The organism is Chryseobacterium gwangjuense, assembly GCF_021311115.1.
Taxonomy (GTDB): domain Bacteria; phylum Bacteroidota; class Bacteroidia; order Flavobacteriales; family Weeksellaceae; genus Chryseobacterium; species Chryseobacterium gwangjuense.
On sequence record NZ_JAJTNP010000006.1, the window covers coordinates 297,360 to 314,550 of the forward strand.

Consider the following 17,191-nt stretch of genomic DNA (forward strand, 5'->3'; position numbering starts at 1 on the left):
TTTTCATTATTTTTGTCTCCATGAATACAGCAGAAGTTTTAAAAGAAATCATAGAGCAAAGAAGAAGTATCTTTCCAAAAGATTATAATGAAAATGAAATTTCTCAGGAAATTATTGATGAGATTTTACATTCAGCTACATTAGCTCCCAATCATAAACGTACCAAACCTTGGCGTTTTAAAATATTCAAAGGGGAGGAAAAAGCAAAACTAGCTTCAGAAATGCAGGCGATCTACAAACAAACCCAACCCGAACATCTTTTTCTGGAGAAAAAATATAACGACATCGGTTTTAAAATTAATAAGGCAAATGCAGTCGTTTCTATTGTTGTTAATTTCAGTGGAATGGTTCTGGAATGGGAAGAGATTGCAGCGGTTTCTATGGCCGTTCAGAATATGTATCTGACGTGTACAGCCAACAGAATCGGTTGCTACTGGAGTTCTCCGAAAATTGTAGATTATCTGAAAGAATCTTTAACGATCGAAGAAAACCAGAAGTGCCTTGGACTTTTCTATATGGGATGTATTAATTAAGAGAAGTATTCATTTACTTCTTTTTAATTAATTGATAGGTTGGTCGTATTGGATTGGTTGTATCAAAAATGATATCATAAGTTCCAGCTTCGACGCTGATATTTCTTCCATATTGAACAAGTTGATTGTCGTCGTTGATGCCCAGATCCAATGTCCATTCGTTATTGGCTCTGAATTTTATTTGACCGGATTTTAATTGGATATTTCTAGCTTCTAAAATGTTTTTATTGCTTTTGCTTGGAGTTAACTTAATATCCGGACCATCCCATCCATTTTTAGTGGCATCTCCTGTAATGCCCCAAAGGAAATTATTGTTAACCTTTTTCGCTTCTTTTACGATTTTATCTTTAATAATAATTTGTAATACCGGATTTTTACTGTTGCTATCAGGTTTGAAATTAAAGAAAATTCTGTCACCATTATTATTGTCAATATAGAATTTTGTATTGCTTTCTGTAAAAAGAATACCGTCTCCCTGGTTGGTTTCTTTAAAAATCAGTTGATTATCATTGGCTAGAATATAAAAATAAGAATCCTTTGACTGATACAATCCGGTTAAATACGCTTCTTGTTTCGTGTCAATTCCCAGTTTTTTAGGGGTATTGTAGGTTTGGTTACCCATAATTGACATGATTTTTTGTCCGATTTCAAAAACACTGTTATCTCTTACATTACTCAGCATAATAACACAGACATCGTCTTCGGGAATTGTTAAAAAACGACAAATAAATCCGGGTCCGCCACCATCATGACCAATTATTGTTTTTTCTTTCATTTTTTGCTCCTGCCAACCATAGCCGTAATGGTAATCTTTAAGAGGAGTTTGTGCTTTTTCTAATGTTTCTTTTTTAAGGATTTTATATGCAGTAAGACCCTGGTAGAATTTGTATAAATCTTCAACAGTAGAATACATGGCTCCGGCTGCATGAGGGTGGTTGTAATCATAAACAACAGCTTCGCGGTAATTGTGTGGTGACAAATATTCATAGCCCGTCGTTTTGTTTTTATTTTTTAATTCTTTAAAATAAAATCCTGTATTTTTCATCCCAAGCGGATCAAGAATGTAGTGTTGAAGGGCTTTTTGATAAGATATGCCACTTACTTTTGCAATGATATACCCTAAAATATAATAATTAGGATTACTATAACTCCAGTTAGTTCCTGGAGAAAAAGCAAAAGGTTGTTTATAAATAGACTCTAAAAAAGTGGCTTCGTTTTTTGTGCTCTCAGGAGGAGTTCCTTCAGGAATTCCGGAAGTATGGGTAAGTAAATTTTCTATGGTAATGCTGTCTCCTTTTGGAAAATCAGGATAATATTTAGAGAGTTTATCAGTTAGAGACAATTTCTTTTCTTCATTTAAAAGAAGAATCAGTGTGGCAGTAAATGTTTTCGTAGTTGAGTAGATTCGGTAAATACTTTCGTTGGTGTTTTTTTCTTGAGTCTGAAAATCCTGAATACCAAAACTCTTTTCGAAAATTATTTTTCCTTTTTCGGCAACCAAAATACTTCCGTTATAACGGTTTAAATGACTATAAGCGTCAACTAAATTATTGATTTTTTCTTCTTTAGTTTGGCCTTGAACTTTTAGAGCAAATAAAAAAATAAAGATCAAGAGTGAATTTTTCAACATTTTCCTGTTTTTTGTAGTCAAATATCCTAATTTTTTTAGCAAATAAAGGTATTGTAGATGAAAATAGTAAGTTAATTCTTTCGGAAAGTAATTTTATTATGGGGGATTGAATTTTTTTATTACCTTTGCACTCTTAAATAATTAACTGGGACGAGTTCCCGTAAAATTCACAACATTATGTCAGTAAAAATCAGATTACAAAGACACGGTAAAAAAGGTAAGCCTTTCTTCCACATCGTGGTTGCAGATTCTAGAGCTAGAAGAGATGGTAGATTCATCGAAAAACTAGGAACTTACAACCCAATTACTAACCCTGCAACTATCGATTTGAACGTTGATGCTGCTGTACAGTGGTTAAACAACGGTGCTCAGCCAACTGATACTGCAAGAGCTATCCTTTCTTACAAAGGTGCACTTTACAAAAAACACTTACAAGGTGGTGTTGCTAAAGGAGCATTTGATGAAGCTGAAGCTGAAAAAAGATTCAATGCTTGGTTAGAAGCTAAGGATACTAAAGTACAAGGTAAAGTAGAAGGTTTAGCAACTGCTAAAGCTGATGCTAAAAAAGCTGCTTTGGAAGCTGAAGTAAAAGTAAACGAAGCTAGACTTGCTGCTGCTGCACAAGCTGAAGCTGATGCTAAAGCTGCTGAAGAGGCTGCAAATGCACCTGCTGAAGAAGTTACAGAAGCTACTGAAGGAGAAGCTGCTGCTGAATCTACAGAAGAAAACACTGAAGCTTAAGAAACCTCTGTATGCGTAAAGAAGATTGCTATTTATTAGGAAAAATCACACGCAGACACGGACTTGCGGGAAATGTTATCCTTAAGTTGGATACCGATCAACCCGAGCTTTATAATAAACTGGAATCAATATTCGTTGAAATCAACGGATTATTGGTTCCTTTTTTTATTGCAAAATCATCTTGGAGCAAACTGGATGCTCTTAATATTGCTTTCAAAAATTCTACTGAAGCGGTAGTAGACCAATCTTTGGGTAAAGATGTGTATTTACCTTTAACTTCATTACCGAAACTCTCAGGAAAGCAATTCTATTATCACGAAATTATAGGATACACTATTTTTGATGAACATGATAATGACTGTGGAGTCATAAGATCAGTAAATGATCAGACGGCACAAGTTTATTTCATCACAAATCTTGACGGAAAAGAAGTGGTAATTCCTATGATCAAAGACTGGATTCTTGAAGTAAACAGAGAAGAAAGATGTATTAAAATGCAGCTTCCTGAAGGTCTTATCGATGTCTTTTTAGTTCCTTCTAAGAAAGACGAATAATTTTCTTTTGCCAAGAAAGTAAATGAGCTGAGAACGCAAACTCACGGTTCACTTTTCATTATTTTTTATTACTCATTACTTATTACTCATAAACGGAGGGTAATAAATATTCTTGTACTATTTTATCGACCTGTGAATGACCATAAGGTTTGTTGTAGGCTTTTGCTGTAACTACTATCACGAGTGGAATTTTCGTGAATATGATAATTTTGTTTCCACCATTTCCGTTGGATTGATACGTTTCAAATTCTTTATTTCCGACTGTATACACTTTTCTCCAAAATAGATATCCATAACCATCAAAGTCTTTATTATCAGCGAAATAATTAGTGAAAGTCTTTTTGACCCAGTTTTTATCTATTATGGTTTTTCCTTTCCAGACCCCATTGTTTTTATAAAGTTGTCCGAATTTTGCGAAATCCAAGGCCTTCATTCTTAATCCTCCGGCTAAAGAAGGCTTTTGTTGAGGAGTGAACTGCCATTTATAATTCGTGATTCCCAAAGGTTGAAAGAGTTTTTGGTGAGCATAATTTTCCAATCCTTTTGGTACTGATTTATCCAAAATATCACCTGTTAGAACGACTCCGGCTGTGAAATAATTCCAGTTTTTTCCGATTTTGTTTTCTGTCATAGGTAAATCCAGAACAAATTTTATCCAATTATCCGTTGGATACATATTTTCTTCGTTTCCGGGAGAGTCGTAATCTTGATCGTTTCCATTAAACGCTGAACTCATCGTCAGTAAACTCTTAATAGTTACACTATCTTTTTTAGGAGTGTAATTGTTGAACTTTTTTAAATCATAGAATTCTCTCAGATTTTGATTTTCATTTTTAATATAGCCGTCTTTTATTGCAATTCCCATCAGTACTGAAGAAAAAGATTTACCGACGGAACGAGTGTCATACAAACTATCCCTTTTGTATCCATTAAAATACTCTTCCAACAACAGTTTTTCATTTTTGATGACAACAATTCCCGTGATATCGCGGAATCTGTTTTCTGCAATTTTTTGGTTTAAAAGTCTAATTTTTTCCTGATTAAATTTTTCTTCAGAGATCTTCCAGTCTCTATTGGGTGCGATTTTTTGGACTGCAATCTGATCTTCTGAAATATCTTTTTTAGGAATTATCAATTGAACTTCTCCCTGAGCAATCACATTTCCAACTTTCAATGTTGATGTTTTCAGATAAGGTTTAATTTCAATTTTTAACGTATGACTTCCCGTTTCTAAAGCATCAATTCCACCATTTATTAGATAAAATCTCATCCACAAATACCTTCCCCAGGAATCTTCATTTGTTTTACTGAGAAGAGGAAGTCTGAAACTTGTCTTGACTTTTTTGTTTTCTGCTGTTCCTGCTCCTGAATTTAGATTTTCAGTATAGACTAGTTTTCCATCAACAAAGAAACTGAATTGATAGTTTCCTTTTTTAAGCAAATCATCTGCAGACAAAGAAGGTTCAAGCTGATGTAAATAATTAATCAAAGAATTGTCAAGAAAAACACGAATATCGAAATTCTGATCTTCCTGAAATAGGATTTTTTTCTGAAAATCAGTTGCTTTTATATTTCCTAAAGGAATTGCTTTTTCCAGGAAAACAATTGTATTTAAATAATCTTTCTGAACGGGGTTTTCAATTTTCTCAGGTTCAATAATATTTTGAGTCTGGCTTAAAGACAGGCTGAAAGTGAAAATTAAAAGAAATAGGATGATGTGTTTCATTGTCAATTTTATCTAAACAAAAATATAAAGTGATTGTGGGGAAAAATAGAATGAAATTAACATTTGAAAATTAGCCTGAAATTTATTTTAAAAGCTTTTTGTATTTCAAAGGAGTAATCCCAATATTTTCTTTAAAACAGCGAATAAAATGACTCTGATCTGAAAATCCGCATTCCAAAGCAACTTCGGATAAAGATTCAAACTCATTCAAAAGTTTTAAAGATTTTTCAACTTTTAATTTCCTAAGATATTCTCCCAGATTACATTGAAAATGCTTTTGGAAGTCACGACTCAAATGCATGGGATGGATGTTCAGGTTTTTAGAAAGTGCTGTCAAATTCAATTGTTCCGTACAATTTTCATGTAAAATCTCATCAATTTGCTTCACCCAAACCGGTTTTTTATCTGAGTTGTTTTTTTGATGGGGTAATTGATCGAAAATATTCAATACAAGTTGATTGATAGACAGGTTGAATGAGTCATCATTCAGTTTTGTTTCTTTGAAAATCTGATAGACAAGTAATTTTACAGTTGGGTTTTTAATAGTAAAGCTTCCTTCAATCTGATCTTTTGAAAGCTGAAATTTTTCAAACCATTCTTTCGTGATTTCAATGTGAAATCCTCGCGTGAAAACATCAGGTTTTATATTATAATGGGCGTCTTCCCAATGATGATAGAGTAGTGTGCCTGCTGAACAGTCATAAACTTCTTTTTTGTTCCCTTCGCTCATATTTCCCTGAAGCAGAAAAGTGAAATATGGATTTTCGTGATAATGCCAGTCTACAAAAGAATGAGTGTACTCTGTGTCTGTAAAGGTGAGTCCATCGAAACTGAGTGTTTCATGGGTTTGCCCAAAAAATTCGCCATTACGAAGGTTTTTCATATTAGAGTTTGTGTTTTAAATTTTCAATCTGTTCATACATCTTATTGAAAAACACTTTTCTGTCGCGATTTCCGGAAGTACCTAAAGATTTTGAATTTTTAATCTGGTGCTCAAAATAATTCTTTGTTTCGCTACAGGTTTTGGCATCATTAATCAAAATATATCCAAACATATTCGTTGGTAAAGCAAAAAGAGACTGTTGTGGATGATGAAAAAAGATGTCATTCGAAAGATGCATCAATTCATTTTCGTACAGATGAAATTTGGGATGGTTTTCCGTTTTTTCTTCAATATATACAATTAATTCCTTTAATTCTTCTAAAATAATCTGCGCTTCGTTTTTTTGTAAAAGTCTCGTGTCATAGTAGTACGAGATCTGTTGTAAAATACTGGAAACGGTCATGTCATTCCATAATTCTATCACGTTTTGCTCTTCATATTTTTTCCTTAATTCCTGTGTGTTGGCTTCAAAATGAGGTGGAGAAAACTGCAAAAAAGGAACGAAAACCTGTTTGGCATTCAGTAAATTCATCCAGACATAAATTTTGAAACGGGAAAGTAAGGTGTCTGAAAGGGTATAAAAAAACGGAATGTCTTTCGCGGAGTAATAAATTGTGATTCCGTCAGCAAGAGGTAAATTTTCAAAAACGTTCAGATTGTTCTTAAAAAAAGACTGTAAATCTTCAGTTTCAGTTACAGCAGTAGTTTTTTGTGCCAAGATTTGATGATCTGAAGTTAGGAACTGATCCAAAGAGATCTGATAATATTTTGCCAGTTCCAATGCTTCTTCAAAACTGAATTTTGCTTTTAGGGAAGTTCTTCTGTGTGCTGCATCATAGCTTATATTGAGAATATTGGCAATCTCGTCATTCAAAGATTTGTTGACAATTTTTTTGCGAATTTCTTTGAGAAAACGTTCCTGATGCATGCTTTGTGATTTTCACAAATTTAGAAATTTATTTTAATTTTTTTTCGCATTCATATTTGTGATTTTCACAGATAATTTTGGTTTAGAATTTTAAGATAATCATTATGAGAAAAATATTTTTTTGCCTATGTCTCGTCTTGACGATGTTTAGTTGTGCAGGTTTCAAAAATGTTGATAATAGTAATGTGGGTTTAAACAAAAATAATTTAAGCGCTATAGATGGAGATTACAGTAATTATCCTGTTGATGGACAGTTGGGTTACATCAATGGTCTTGTTGATATTTTTGACAGAAATACGAATATGTTCATTTTTAAGGATAAGTATGATACAAGAGCTATAAATCTGAAACTAAAAATGATCAATGATAAAAATCTGAATGTAAAAATTTATAAAAAAGAAAAATTATTATTTGATAAAGATTTGAAAGTGAAACTAAAAAATGATGGTTTTTTATATTTAAAAGAGAAAAGATTTATGCTGGAAGGAATTCCATTGGTTTTTGGTGGCTGGAATTTTCAGAAATCTCGTTTTACCGTAGATGAAAATAATAATCTTCATATCCAGACCAACTATTTTTTCTGCAATGGAGTATTTATCATTATAAGCGATTGGAAAACCTTTCATTATGATTTAATGTTTAAAAAAATGTAATCATGAAAACAATACCCTATATTTTAATATCCATACGATTTATTCTGGCACCCATCATCTTTTTACTGGCTTATTTCCAGGGTGAAGAATCCAGGTTTTTAATTTTAATAGTAATGTATTTAGGATTATTAACCGATATCTTTGACGGAATTATTGCCCGGAAAGTGGGTGTTTCCTCAGAAAAATTACGAAGATTAGACAGTCAGACCGATTTGGTTTTCTGGCTTTCGCTAGGGTTTGCAGCCTATTTTTTGAATCCTGAATTAATAAAAACTGAATGGAAAGGAGTTCTTTTAATCTTTGTTATGGAAGCGCTTTGTTATGTTGTCAGCATCTGGAAATTTGGGAAAGAAACGTGTACCCATGCTTTTTTGTCGAAAATGTGGGGGTTGAGTCTGCTTATTGCTTTTACTTATTTAATCGGATTTCAGCAGGCGGGTTGGGCTTTTTATACAACAGTTGTTTTGGGGTTTATCTCTCACATCGATGTTATTTTGATTATTCTGTTGCTCCCAAAATGGCAATATGATGTTCCAAGTTCTTACCATGCCTGGAGAATCCGGAACGGAAAACAGAGAAAAAAGACGATTTTCTTTAATTAATTACTATTTAAAGCATCGTTTTTCATTAAATAATTGATAAATCATTTTTTAATTAAGACAGTGTAATCATCAAGTTGCGCTGTTTTTTTGTAACTTTGCACTCATTAATTTTTATACGAAAATTTATAATCGACAAATGAAAAAGCAGACCATTAAGGAAATCCTACAGGATTACAAGAAAGTATTACATCATGACATTACGGTTTACGGTTGGGTAAGAGCGTTCCGTTCAAATCGCTTTATAGCGCTTAATGATGGTTCTACGATTAATAATTTGCAAATTGTTGTTGATTTTGAAAATTTTGACGAAGAAGTTATTAACAAAATCAGTACGGCTGCATCTTTGAAAGTAGTTGGAGAAGTAGTAGAAAGTCAGGGAGCAGGACAAACTGTAGAGATTATTGCTAAAAAGATTATTATTTTAGGAGATAACTTTACTGAAGAAAGAGATAAAACAATTCTTCAGCCTAAAAAACACTCATTAGAAGTTCTAAGAGAGCAGGCGCATTTAAGATTCAGAACGAATTTGTTCGGAGCGGTTTTCAGAGTGCGTCACGCAGTAAGTTTTGCGGTACATTCATTCTTTAACCAAAACCAGTTCTTTTACATCAACACGCCTGTCATTACAGGAGCTGATGCAGAAGGAGCGGGAGAAATGTTTGGAGTAACCAACTTTGATTTAAACAATATTCCTAGAGATGAGCAGGGAGATATCGATTTCGCTCAGGATTTCTTTGGTAAAAAAACAAACTTAACGGTTTCAGGACAGCTTGAAGGAGAAACGGCGGCAATGGGATTAGGAAGAATTTATACTTTCGGACCTACTTTCCGTGCAGAAAACTCGAACACAACGCGCCACTTGGCAGAATTCTGGATGATTGAGCCTGAAGTTGCGTTCAACAATCTTGAAGATAACATCGACCTTGCGGAAGATTTCTTAAAATATGTGATTCAGTATGTGTTGGATAACTGTAAAGATGATTTGGAATTCCTAGATAAGCGTTTTGAAGAAGAACAAAAATCTAAGCCTGAAAAAGACAGAGCAAAAGAAGGATTAATCGAAAAACTTCAGAATGTAATTGCTAAACGTTTCAAGAGAGTTTCTTATACGGAAGCGATTGAGATTTTGATGAGCTCTAAAGAAAATAAGAAAGGAAAATTCCAGTATCCGGTTGAAAACTGGGGAACAGACCTTCAGTCTGAGCATGAAAGATATTTGGTTGAGAAGCATTTTGAAAGTCCGGTAGTTTTATTTGATTATCCGAAAGAGATCAAGGCATTCTACATGAAACTGAACGATGATAATAAAACAGTTGCGGCAATGGACGTACTTTTCCCTGGAATCGGAGAAATCATCGGAGGTTCTGAAAGAGAAGCTAGATTAGACGTATTGAAGCAAAAAATGGCAGATATGCATGTTGATGAGCATGAACTATGGTGGTATTTAGACACCAGAAAATTCGGTTCTGTTCCGCATGCAGGATTTGGATTAGGGCTTGAAAGACTGGTTCTTTTCGTAACGGGAATGACAAACATCAGGGATGTAATTCCTTTCCCAAGGACACCGAAAAACGCAGAATTTTAAAAATAAAAAAAGCCTTAAAGTAATTTTTAAGGCTTTTTCGTTTATTTAAATAGTTTATTATAAAGTATTGTAATACAAAAATCGTGCTAAAAATTATTATTCTACAAATAAATTTATTAAATTCGTAGAATATGTTATGTTAAAACACAAAGACAAATATGCTTAAACAACACTTACAACTCAAATTAGGACAGAAGCTGGCGCCTCAGCAAATCCAGTTGATGAAGTTGATTCAGCTTCACACATTGGAATTTGAAGAGGAATTAGAGAGAGAGTTAGAGGAAAATCCGGCGTTGGAAATAGCAAAAGAAGATTCTAAAGAGGATGATTACTCATCTTTGGAAGATTCTTACGAGAATGAGGGTACAGAAAGCATTGAAACAGATTTTGATGTGAATGAATATCTTTATGATGACGAACCTAGCTATAAAACAGCATCTAGTAACTATTCTCCTGATGATGAAGAATTTGATAATGAAAGTCTTCTGACGGAAGGTCAGTCTTTATATGATTATTTAATGGAACAGATTCATCTTGTAAATATTACAAATGAAGATGTGAAAATTGCAGAATACGTCATAGGAAATCTGGATACAGATGGTTATTTAAGAAGGGAAATTAAATCAATTGTAGACGATTTAGCTTTTTCTCAAGGGATTTATACAACGAAAGAAAAAGTAGAGGATATTCTTGAAAACTATATTCAAAAGCTTGATCCGTCTGGTGTGGGAGCAAGAAGCCTGCAGGAATGTCTTCTTTTACAGATAGAAAAGAAGGTAAGTTCTGATAAAGCGGTTTCTTTAGCCGCAAATATTTTAAGACATCAGTTTGATGCGCTTACGAATAAACATTATAATAAGATTATTCAGAAGTATGATATTGAGGAAGAGGATCTGAAGGATGCACTGGATGAAATCTCAAAATTATCTCCCAAAGTAGGAGGGAACTTTGATACTCAGACGATTACAATTAATCAAGAGATTATTCCCGATTTTGCGATTCAGGTAAAAGATGGACAGGTCATTCCGATGCTGAATAGTAAAAATGCTCCGACTTTAAGAGTTTCTGAAGAATATAAAGATATTTTATCAACGTATTCTCATGATAAAAACTCTGCAGAGCACAAACAGGCTGCTTTATTTATCAAACAAAAACTGGATGCGGCGAAATGGTATATTGATGCCATTAACCAGCGTCAGAATACCTTGTTGCAAACCATTAATGCAATTGTAAAATTCCAGAAGGATTATTTTATTACAGGTGATGAGAAATCATTAAAACCAATGATTTTAAAGGATATTGCAGATATTACCGGTTTTGATATTTCTACTATTTCCAGAGTGGTTAAAAGTAAATATGCAGATACGCCAAACGGAATCGTATATCTTAAAGATTTATTTTCTGATAGTTTAACGAATGATGATGGTGAGGAAGTTTCTACTAAAGAAATTAAAACTCATCTGCAGGAAGTTATTGGTAAGGAAAATAAAAGAAAACCATTAACGGATGATGCTTTAGTGGTAATTTTAAAAGAACAGGGTTATAATATTGCAAGAAGAACAATCGCAAAATATCGTGAACAGTTGAATATTCCTGTAGCAAGATTAAGAAAAGAACTTTAAAAAATAATAAAAAAGCATTTCAATTGAAATGCTTTTTTTGTGTTTGAAATTTATTCAGTTATATCGTCTAAGCCTAACTCTTTTATAGAAACTTCTCTCATTTCTACTTTTCTTACTTTTCCTGAGATGGTCATTGGGAATTCTTCCACAAACTTCCAGTATTTAGGTACTTTATAATGAGCAATTCTTCCTTTACAATAATTTAAAAGTTCATCTTCAGTTACATTAAATCCTTTTCTTACTTTTACCCAAGCCATCACTTCTTCTCCGAATTTTTCACTCGGAACACCGATGATCTGAACATCTAAAATATTAGGATACGTGTATAAAAAATCTTCAATTTCTTTTGGGGAAATATTTTCTCCGCCACGAATAATCAAATCTTTAATTCTTCCGGAAATCGTAATATAACCTTCTCTATCCATTACGGCCATATCTCCGGTATGCATCCAACGCGAATCATCGAGAACTTTTTTGGTGTTTTCGGGATCATTCCAATACTTCAGCATGACAGAATATCCTCTTGTACACAATTCACCATGTTCACCACGTTGAAGTGTTTTCCCGTTTTCGTCAACAATTTTTATTTCTAAATGATTCTGAACGGTTCCTACAGTATTTACTTGCTTTTCAAAGGGAGTTCCAATTAAAGTCTGAGTAGAAACAGGTGAAGTCTCTGTCATTCCGTAACAGATACTCATTTCTTTGATGTTCATTAAGTTTTCTACTTTTTTCATGATTTCAGGCGGACAAACAGAACCTGCCATTACTCCGGTTCTCAAACTTGAAAAATCAAAAGTATCAAAATCTTTTACGGCTAATTCAGCGATAAACATGGTGGGAACTCCATATAATGAAGTGCATTTTTCTTCAGAAACAACTTTTAGGGTGATTTCAGGATCAAAGCTATCGTTGGGAATGACCATGCAAGCGCCGTGAGACGTACAGCAGATATTTCCGATCACCATTCCAAAACAATGGTAAAAAGGAACCGGAATGCAAACTCTGTCTTTTTCCGTGTATTTTAAGCGTATTCCGATAAAATACCCGTTATTTAAAATATTATGATGAGAAAGTGTTACGCCTTTTGGAAAACCTGTTGTCCCTGAAGTGTATTGAATATTCACAGGGTCATCAAATTGTACATGCTCTTCAAAACTATGTAAAATATCATCGGAAATTTCCTGTCCGTTATTCAAAAAATCTTCCCAATTGTCATCAAAGAATACCTCTGATTTTAAAGTTGTACAGAATTCTTTTGCATCAGCAATCATATTTTTATAATCGCTGGATTTAAAAGCTAACGAAGAGAAAATATGTGACATTTCAGACTGGTTGATCACAAAGATCAGCTCACTGGTCCTGTACGCAGGGTTTATGTTGACCAGAATAACACCAATTCTTGCTGTGGCATACTGCAAAAGAACCCATTCGTAGCGGTTGGTAGACCAGATTCCGATGCGATCCCCTGCTTTTGCTCCAAGAAATATAAGTGCTTTTGCAACGGCAGTGGTTTGGTTATAAAATTCCTGATAAGTGGCGCGATAATTTTGATGGACGCAAATTAAAGCTTCCTGGTGCGGAAATTTTTCTACAGTGTTCTTTAGATTGGCTCCAATAGTTTGTCCCAACAACGGAATGTCAGAAGCACCATGAACATAAGATAAAGGCATAGATTAAGATTTGATAAAATAAAATTAACAATTATATCTTTATCTATGGCAGGTAAGGAAACTAAATTTCCTGAGAATCTATATCTTTCAGTTGTTTTAAATTTTTGTCGAGTTTTCTGATGATGATTCCGTAAACAAGTTTGTAATAGAGCCAGATAAGCAATACACAGAGTACTGTACTAAGTATAATCACCACAATTACTACCATAAGGTCTGAGCTTTTAGGTTCTATGTTTTGAGAATTCATGGCATAAAAAATAAATGCTGTGAATGTGATGATAAAGGCGATTAATATAGCGATGCTTATAAAAATGAAAGCATTTACAGTAGTTTTAAATTTAATAATACGAGTAATAAGCCCTTTTAAATTTTCTTCAATTTTTATTTTTCGATAATTTTGATAGAATTTAAAAACAAAATAGGCGGTAACAAGCAAGCTTAAGATCTTTATGGCAAAATAAATCGTATCAAAACTCGCAATAATTTCCGGAGTTTTTTGCGCCCCCAGTCGTTCCAAAAGTTTTAAGAAACTGTTGGATTCTTCATTCTGTAAGAGATAAAATAAACCGATACCGGAAAAGAATAATAATTCAACAACGCTGATCCAAAAAATATACTTCACATAGTTACGTGACTTTTTATTCAGCATCTGAAGAATTTCAGTGTTGTCATATTTTTCCTGAACAGGCTGTTCTTGCCATGTTTTCTTAAAGCTATCTAAATCAAATTCAGGCATGTTTTTCCATCTTTTCTTTAAGGGTTTTCTTTAATCTGTTCATTTTCACACGCGCATTTACTTCGGTGATCCCGAGGTTTTCTGCAATATCCTTGTAAGGCAAATCATCCAGATACATCATGACGATGGCTCTCTCTATATTGGGAAGGGTCTTAATCACAGTGTATAAAAGAGAGATCTGCTGTTGCTTTTCATCATCATCCTCTACAAAATCTTTGTGATTAATATCCAGCTCATTGGTAAGCGGGCTTTTACTTTTTTTTCTGAAAAGGGTAATGGCAGTATTTAAAGCGACACGATACATCCAGGTAGAAATTTTGGAATTTCCTTTAAAAGAGCCATAGCTTCTCCAAAGCTGTAAGACAATTTCCTGAAAAAGATCTTCTTCATCTTCCAAAGAATTGGTGTAAAGACGCGAAACTTTGATAATCAATCCCTGATTATCTTTAATAAGTTGCGCAAATTCTTTTTCTTTTGAAGCCAATGAGGATATGTAATTTAGTTGCACGAAGATAATAATAATAAGTCAATTGTCAATTTTACTTCGTAAGTGAATAATGAATCTTTTTTAGAAAGTCAAAGTTTTAAATTGACAAAGAATTTAATTGACGATTTACAATTCACATTTTGTTATCTTTGCAGCCACGAGAAAATCGGCTTGTTGATTTCCCGTTTATCGGGAGGTAGGAAAGTCCGGACACTATAGAGCAGCAAAGCGGATAACATCCGTCACCCGCGAGGGTAGGACAAGTGCAACAGAAAGCAGGTACAGTTCGGCTGTAGTGAAACCAGGTAAACTCTTTGTAGTGCAATGATAAGTATATCGGTTCTTTTCAGTAATGAAAATAGGAGTTGCTCGCTCTGAAAGCCGAGGGGTAATCAGCTAAAGTTTTGCAGCAATGTAAGACGCAGATAAATAACAGGCACTTCTTCGGAAGTACAAAATCCGGCTTATAGATTTTCTCGTGATTTTTTATATAATTTTTTTTTCGTTTTTAAAATCCAGATCCCAAACATTATTGTTACTAATCCCATTATTACATAAATTAAATTATTATAGCTATTTTGGAGACTTTCTTCCCTATAATAATAGTTAAATGAATATATAATAAAGTTTGAAACAGAATGAAAAATGATGGAATATTCAATTCTATGGGTTTCCTGAAACACAATACCTAAGCTTATTCCCAAAATAAAAATTTGAAAAAAAGAACTTAAATCTGTATGGTATAAGGAAAATAAAATACTTGCACTTAGTAATGCAAATGTATTAGTATAACGTTTAGATAAATTTTCCTGAATAAATTTTCTGAAAAATAATTCTTCAACTAGCGGAGCAACTACACAACCTTTTATCAATCTTAATACAAAATATGAAAAGGGAATATTTCCTCCATTTGTATCACTCATAGTATTTTTCTTAAAAATGATATCCTGAATATTATTAAATCCATATTGAAAAGTAAGATCTCCAACAATAAATAAAGATAATACAATAAAAATATAAAAATTAGTAGAAGGCTTCTGTAAGGATAGTTGTTCTTTAGAAAAGAATATTTTTTTAATTATAAAAAATGAACAGATTTGAGATATAATATTTATAAATATTTGGTAGAAATTGTAGCTGTAATGACTTAAATTTATAAACAACCTTAATATATCTAATAAAGAATAAATTAAAAAACCAAAAAATAAAAATATCAATGATATTATAATTGCCCTCCAAATTGTCATATTTTATTCGTTTTCTAATTGTTTCTTCGCTTCCTGCAAGCCCTGTCTGTCTTTTTCCGAAAGCTTAGGATATTTTAAATTCATTTTTTCAAGGGTATCAATAATGATTTGAATAGCAGCTACTCTGGCAAACCATTTATCATCTGCCGGTAAAACATACCACGGTGCGTGATCTTTTGAAGTTTCGTTAATAGCCTCTTCATAACATTTCATATATTGATCAAATAAAGCTCTTTCAGGAAGATCACCTAAAGAGAATTTCCAGTTTTTTTCCTGTTCATCAATCCGATCGAGAAATCTTTTCTTTTGTTCGCCTTTAGAAACATTTAAGAATATTTTGATAATGGTGGTTCCGTTTTGAGAAAGGTGCTTTTCAAAATTACGGATGCTTTCGTAGCGGTTTTCCCAGAATTTATTATCAAAATCTTTTACAGACTTCCATGTTTTTTCACTTAAATTATACTCAGGATGTACTTTGCACACTAAAACGCTTTCGTAATGCGAACGGTTGAAAATACCGATTATTCCCTTTTGTGGTAATGCTAAATATTGTCTCCATAAAAAGTCGTGAGAATATTCCTTTGAACTTGGAGTTTTAAAGCTTGTCACGTTGCATCCTTGTGGATTTACTCCACCGAAAACATGTTCTATTAAACTGTCTTTTCCGGCAGCGTCCATAGCCTGAAGGATAATTAAAAGAGATTGGCTTCCGTCTGAATATAATTTTTCCTGAAGTTCCCGAAGCTTTTCTTTTTCAAGAATCAATAGTCGCTCTCCGTCTTCTTTGGTAAGTTTTCCTTTATATTCTGTTGAAACTTTTTTTATAGAAAAATTGCCTTTAATGAGAAAATCGTCAGAGAAATTAGTGTCCATATATTTTGTAGGTTAATGGTGTTAAAACTTGATTTAGACTCATATTTGAAAGTAAGTCTAGTATAAATGTAATAAAAAAACCGTCTCCACGGAGACGGTTTTTTTATTTTTTTGAGTAGAGATTATTTTTGCACTGCAGTATTTGCTGCTTTCTTAGCTTCTCTTTTAGCAATCTTAGCTGCTTTTTTTTCAGCTTTCGCCTTTTCTTTTAACTCAGCAGGAGTTAATGGTTTTGGATCTGGAGCATTAGCATTTACGTCCCCTTTAATGTAAATTACACTTCTGCTGTTTACTGGGTCGTTAGAAAATACTTCAATCATTTTGTTGAAAGGAGCTGCATTAGCTGTATTGTAACCTACTTTAATTTTAGCAGATTTTCCTGGTAAAATTGGGTCTTGGCTGAATTCAGGAGTTGTACATCCGCAAGATGGTTTTACGTTTGAAATAATCAAAGGCTTATCACCAGTGTTCGTTACAGTGAAGAATCTTGTTCCATCAGAACCTGGCTTAATCATACCATAGTCAAAAGTAGTTTTGTCAAATGTAATAGTCTGAGCAGATGCAATCGCAAATGTTCCAAATAATGCAATTCCTGCAATTAATTTTTTCATATTCTTGAATATTAAATATGTAGTTAGATAAATTTTAAGAAACAAAGTTAAAAATTATTTTAATTCATACTTAAAATTTTTTTTCTTTAGACTATTTTTGCAAATTG

The 17,191-nt window shown here is 33.2% G+C and carries 16 protein-coding genes, 1 other RNA gene and 1 pseudogene; 8 read left to right on the forward strand and 10 right to left on the reverse strand.

What is annotated here, in order from left to right:
• Nucleotides 1-20: 20 nt before the first annotated feature.
• Nucleotides 21-533: a nitroreductase family protein gene (locus LV842_RS13730; RefSeq protein ID WP_233112075.1), complete on the forward strand. Its 513-nt coding sequence runs from the start codon at nucleotides 21-23 to the stop codon at nucleotides 531-533.
• A 13-nt stretch (nucleotides 534-546) separates the two neighbouring features.
• On the opposite strand, the gene LV842_RS13735 is transcribed toward LV842_RS13730, so the two are convergent.
• Nucleotides 547-2,163, reverse strand: coding sequence for a serine hydrolase (locus LV842_RS13735; RefSeq protein WP_233112006.1), 1,617 nt, complete (start codon nucleotides 2,161-2,163; stop codon nucleotides 547-549).
• A 177-nt stretch (nucleotides 2,164-2,340) separates the two neighbouring features.
• Between LV842_RS13735 and LV842_RS13740 the strand changes: the two genes are divergently transcribed.
• Together LV842_RS13740 and rimM are read left to right on the forward strand one after the other, a co-directional pair.
• Nucleotides 2,341-2,904 (forward strand): 30S ribosomal protein S16, encoded by a 564-nt coding sequence (locus LV842_RS13740; RefSeq protein ID WP_233112007.1) that lies wholly within the window; start codon nucleotides 2,341-2,343, stop codon nucleotides 2,902-2,904.
• A gap of 11 nt (nucleotides 2,905-2,915) precedes the next feature.
• Entirely contained in the window at nucleotides 2,916-3,458 is a 543-nt protein-coding gene (gene rimM / locus LV842_RS13745) for a ribosome maturation factor RimM (RefSeq protein WP_233112008.1), read from the forward strand.
• Between the two features lie 82 nt (nucleotides 3,459-3,540).
• Here the strand turns inward: rimM and LV842_RS13750 are convergent, their stop codons facing one another.
• The 3 genes from LV842_RS13750 to LV842_RS13760 all read right to left on the reverse strand — a co-directional run bounded on the left by LV842_RS13750 (nucleotide 3,541) and on the right by LV842_RS13760 (nucleotide 6,995).
• Nucleotides 3,541-5,184: a serine hydrolase domain-containing protein gene (locus tag LV842_RS13750; RefSeq protein ID WP_233112009.1), complete on the reverse strand. Its 1,644-nt coding sequence runs from the start codon at nucleotides 5,182-5,184 to the stop codon at nucleotides 3,541-3,543.
• An 82-nt stretch (nucleotides 5,185-5,266) separates the two neighbouring features.
• Nucleotides 5,267-6,067, reverse strand: coding sequence for a helix-turn-helix domain-containing protein (locus tag LV842_RS13755; RefSeq protein ID WP_233112010.1), 801 nt, complete (start codon nucleotides 6,065-6,067; stop codon nucleotides 5,267-5,269).
• A 1-nt stretch (nucleotide 6,068) separates the two neighbouring features.
• Complete coding sequence (locus LV842_RS13760; RefSeq protein ID WP_233112011.1) at nucleotides 6,069-6,995, reverse strand: XRE family transcriptional regulator; 927 nt, start codon at nucleotides 6,993-6,995, stop codon at nucleotides 6,069-6,071.
• A 104-nt stretch (nucleotides 6,996-7,099) separates the two neighbouring features.
• Here LV842_RS13760 and LV842_RS13765 point away from each other — a divergent pair, with 104 nt between their 5' ends.
• The 4 genes from LV842_RS13765 to rpoN all read left to right on the forward strand — a co-directional run bounded on the left by LV842_RS13765 (nucleotide 7,100) and on the right by rpoN (nucleotide 11,457).
• Nucleotides 7,100-7,648: a hypothetical protein gene (locus LV842_RS13765; protein ID WP_233112012.1), complete on the forward strand. Its 549-nt coding sequence runs from the start codon at nucleotides 7,100-7,102 to the stop codon at nucleotides 7,646-7,648.
• Between the two features lie 2 nt (nucleotides 7,649-7,650).
• Nucleotides 7,651-8,250, forward strand: coding sequence for a CDP-alcohol phosphatidyltransferase family protein (locus LV842_RS13770; protein ID WP_233112013.1), 600 nt, complete (start codon nucleotides 7,651-7,653; stop codon nucleotides 8,248-8,250).
• Between the two features lie 136 nt (nucleotides 8,251-8,386).
• Complete coding sequence (gene asnS, locus LV842_RS13775) at nucleotides 8,387-9,835, forward strand: asparagine--tRNA ligase (RefSeq protein ID WP_233112014.1); 1,449 nt, start codon at nucleotides 8,387-8,389, stop codon at nucleotides 9,833-9,835.
• Between the two features lie 158 nt (nucleotides 9,836-9,993).
• Nucleotides 9,994-11,457, forward strand: a complete 1,464-nt coding sequence (gene rpoN, locus LV842_RS13780) for an RNA polymerase factor sigma-54 (RefSeq protein WP_233112015.1) — start codon at nucleotides 9,994-9,996, stop codon at nucleotides 11,455-11,457.
• A 50-nt stretch (nucleotides 11,458-11,507) separates the two neighbouring features.
• Here rpoN and LV842_RS13785 read toward each other — a convergent pair whose 3' ends face one another.
• The 3 genes from LV842_RS13785 to LV842_RS13795 all read right to left on the reverse strand — a co-directional run bounded on the left by LV842_RS13785 (nucleotide 11,508) and on the right by LV842_RS13795 (nucleotide 14,350).
• Nucleotides 11,508-13,130, reverse strand: a complete 1,623-nt coding sequence (locus LV842_RS13785; protein ID WP_233112016.1) for an AMP-binding protein — start codon at nucleotides 13,128-13,130, stop codon at nucleotides 11,508-11,510.
• Between the two features lie 61 nt (nucleotides 13,131-13,191).
• Nucleotides 13,192-13,866 (reverse strand): MFS transporter, encoded by a 675-nt coding sequence (locus LV842_RS13790; RefSeq protein WP_233112017.1) that lies wholly within the window; start codon nucleotides 13,864-13,866, stop codon nucleotides 13,192-13,194.
• Nucleotides 13,859-14,350, reverse strand: a complete 492-nt coding sequence (locus LV842_RS13795; protein ID WP_233112018.1) for an RNA polymerase sigma factor — start codon at nucleotides 14,348-14,350, stop codon at nucleotides 13,859-13,861. The genes LV842_RS13790 and LV842_RS13795 overlap by 8 nt, the downstream gene beginning before the upstream one ends.
• A 161-nt stretch (nucleotides 14,351-14,511) precedes the next feature.
• On the opposite strand from LV842_RS13795, the gene rnpB reads away from it, so the two are divergent.
• Nucleotides 14,512-14,836: RNase P RNA component class A (gene rnpB / locus LV842_RS13800), an RNA gene on the forward strand.
• 149 nt (nucleotides 14,837-14,985) lie between these two features.
• Here rnpB and LV842_RS16130 read toward each other — a convergent pair.
• From LV842_RS16130 to LV842_RS13810, 3 genes and pseudogenes are all read right to left on the reverse strand, one after another.
• Nucleotides 14,986-15,600, reverse strand: a pseudogene (locus LV842_RS16130) (CPBP family intramembrane glutamic endopeptidase); the annotation flags it as partial.
• A gap of 3 nt (nucleotides 15,601-15,603) precedes the next feature.
• Nucleotides 15,604-16,473 (reverse strand): PPK2 family polyphosphate kinase, encoded by an 870-nt coding sequence (locus LV842_RS13805; protein ID WP_233112019.1) that lies wholly within the window; start codon nucleotides 16,471-16,473, stop codon nucleotides 15,604-15,606.
• A gap of 122 nt (nucleotides 16,474-16,595) precedes the next feature.
• On the reverse strand, nucleotides 16,596-17,084 hold the full coding sequence (locus tag LV842_RS13810) for a DUF1573 domain-containing protein (RefSeq protein ID WP_233112020.1): 489 nt from the start codon (nucleotides 17,082-17,084) through the stop codon (nucleotides 16,596-16,598).
• Nucleotides 17,085-17,191 lie beyond the last annotated feature (107 nt).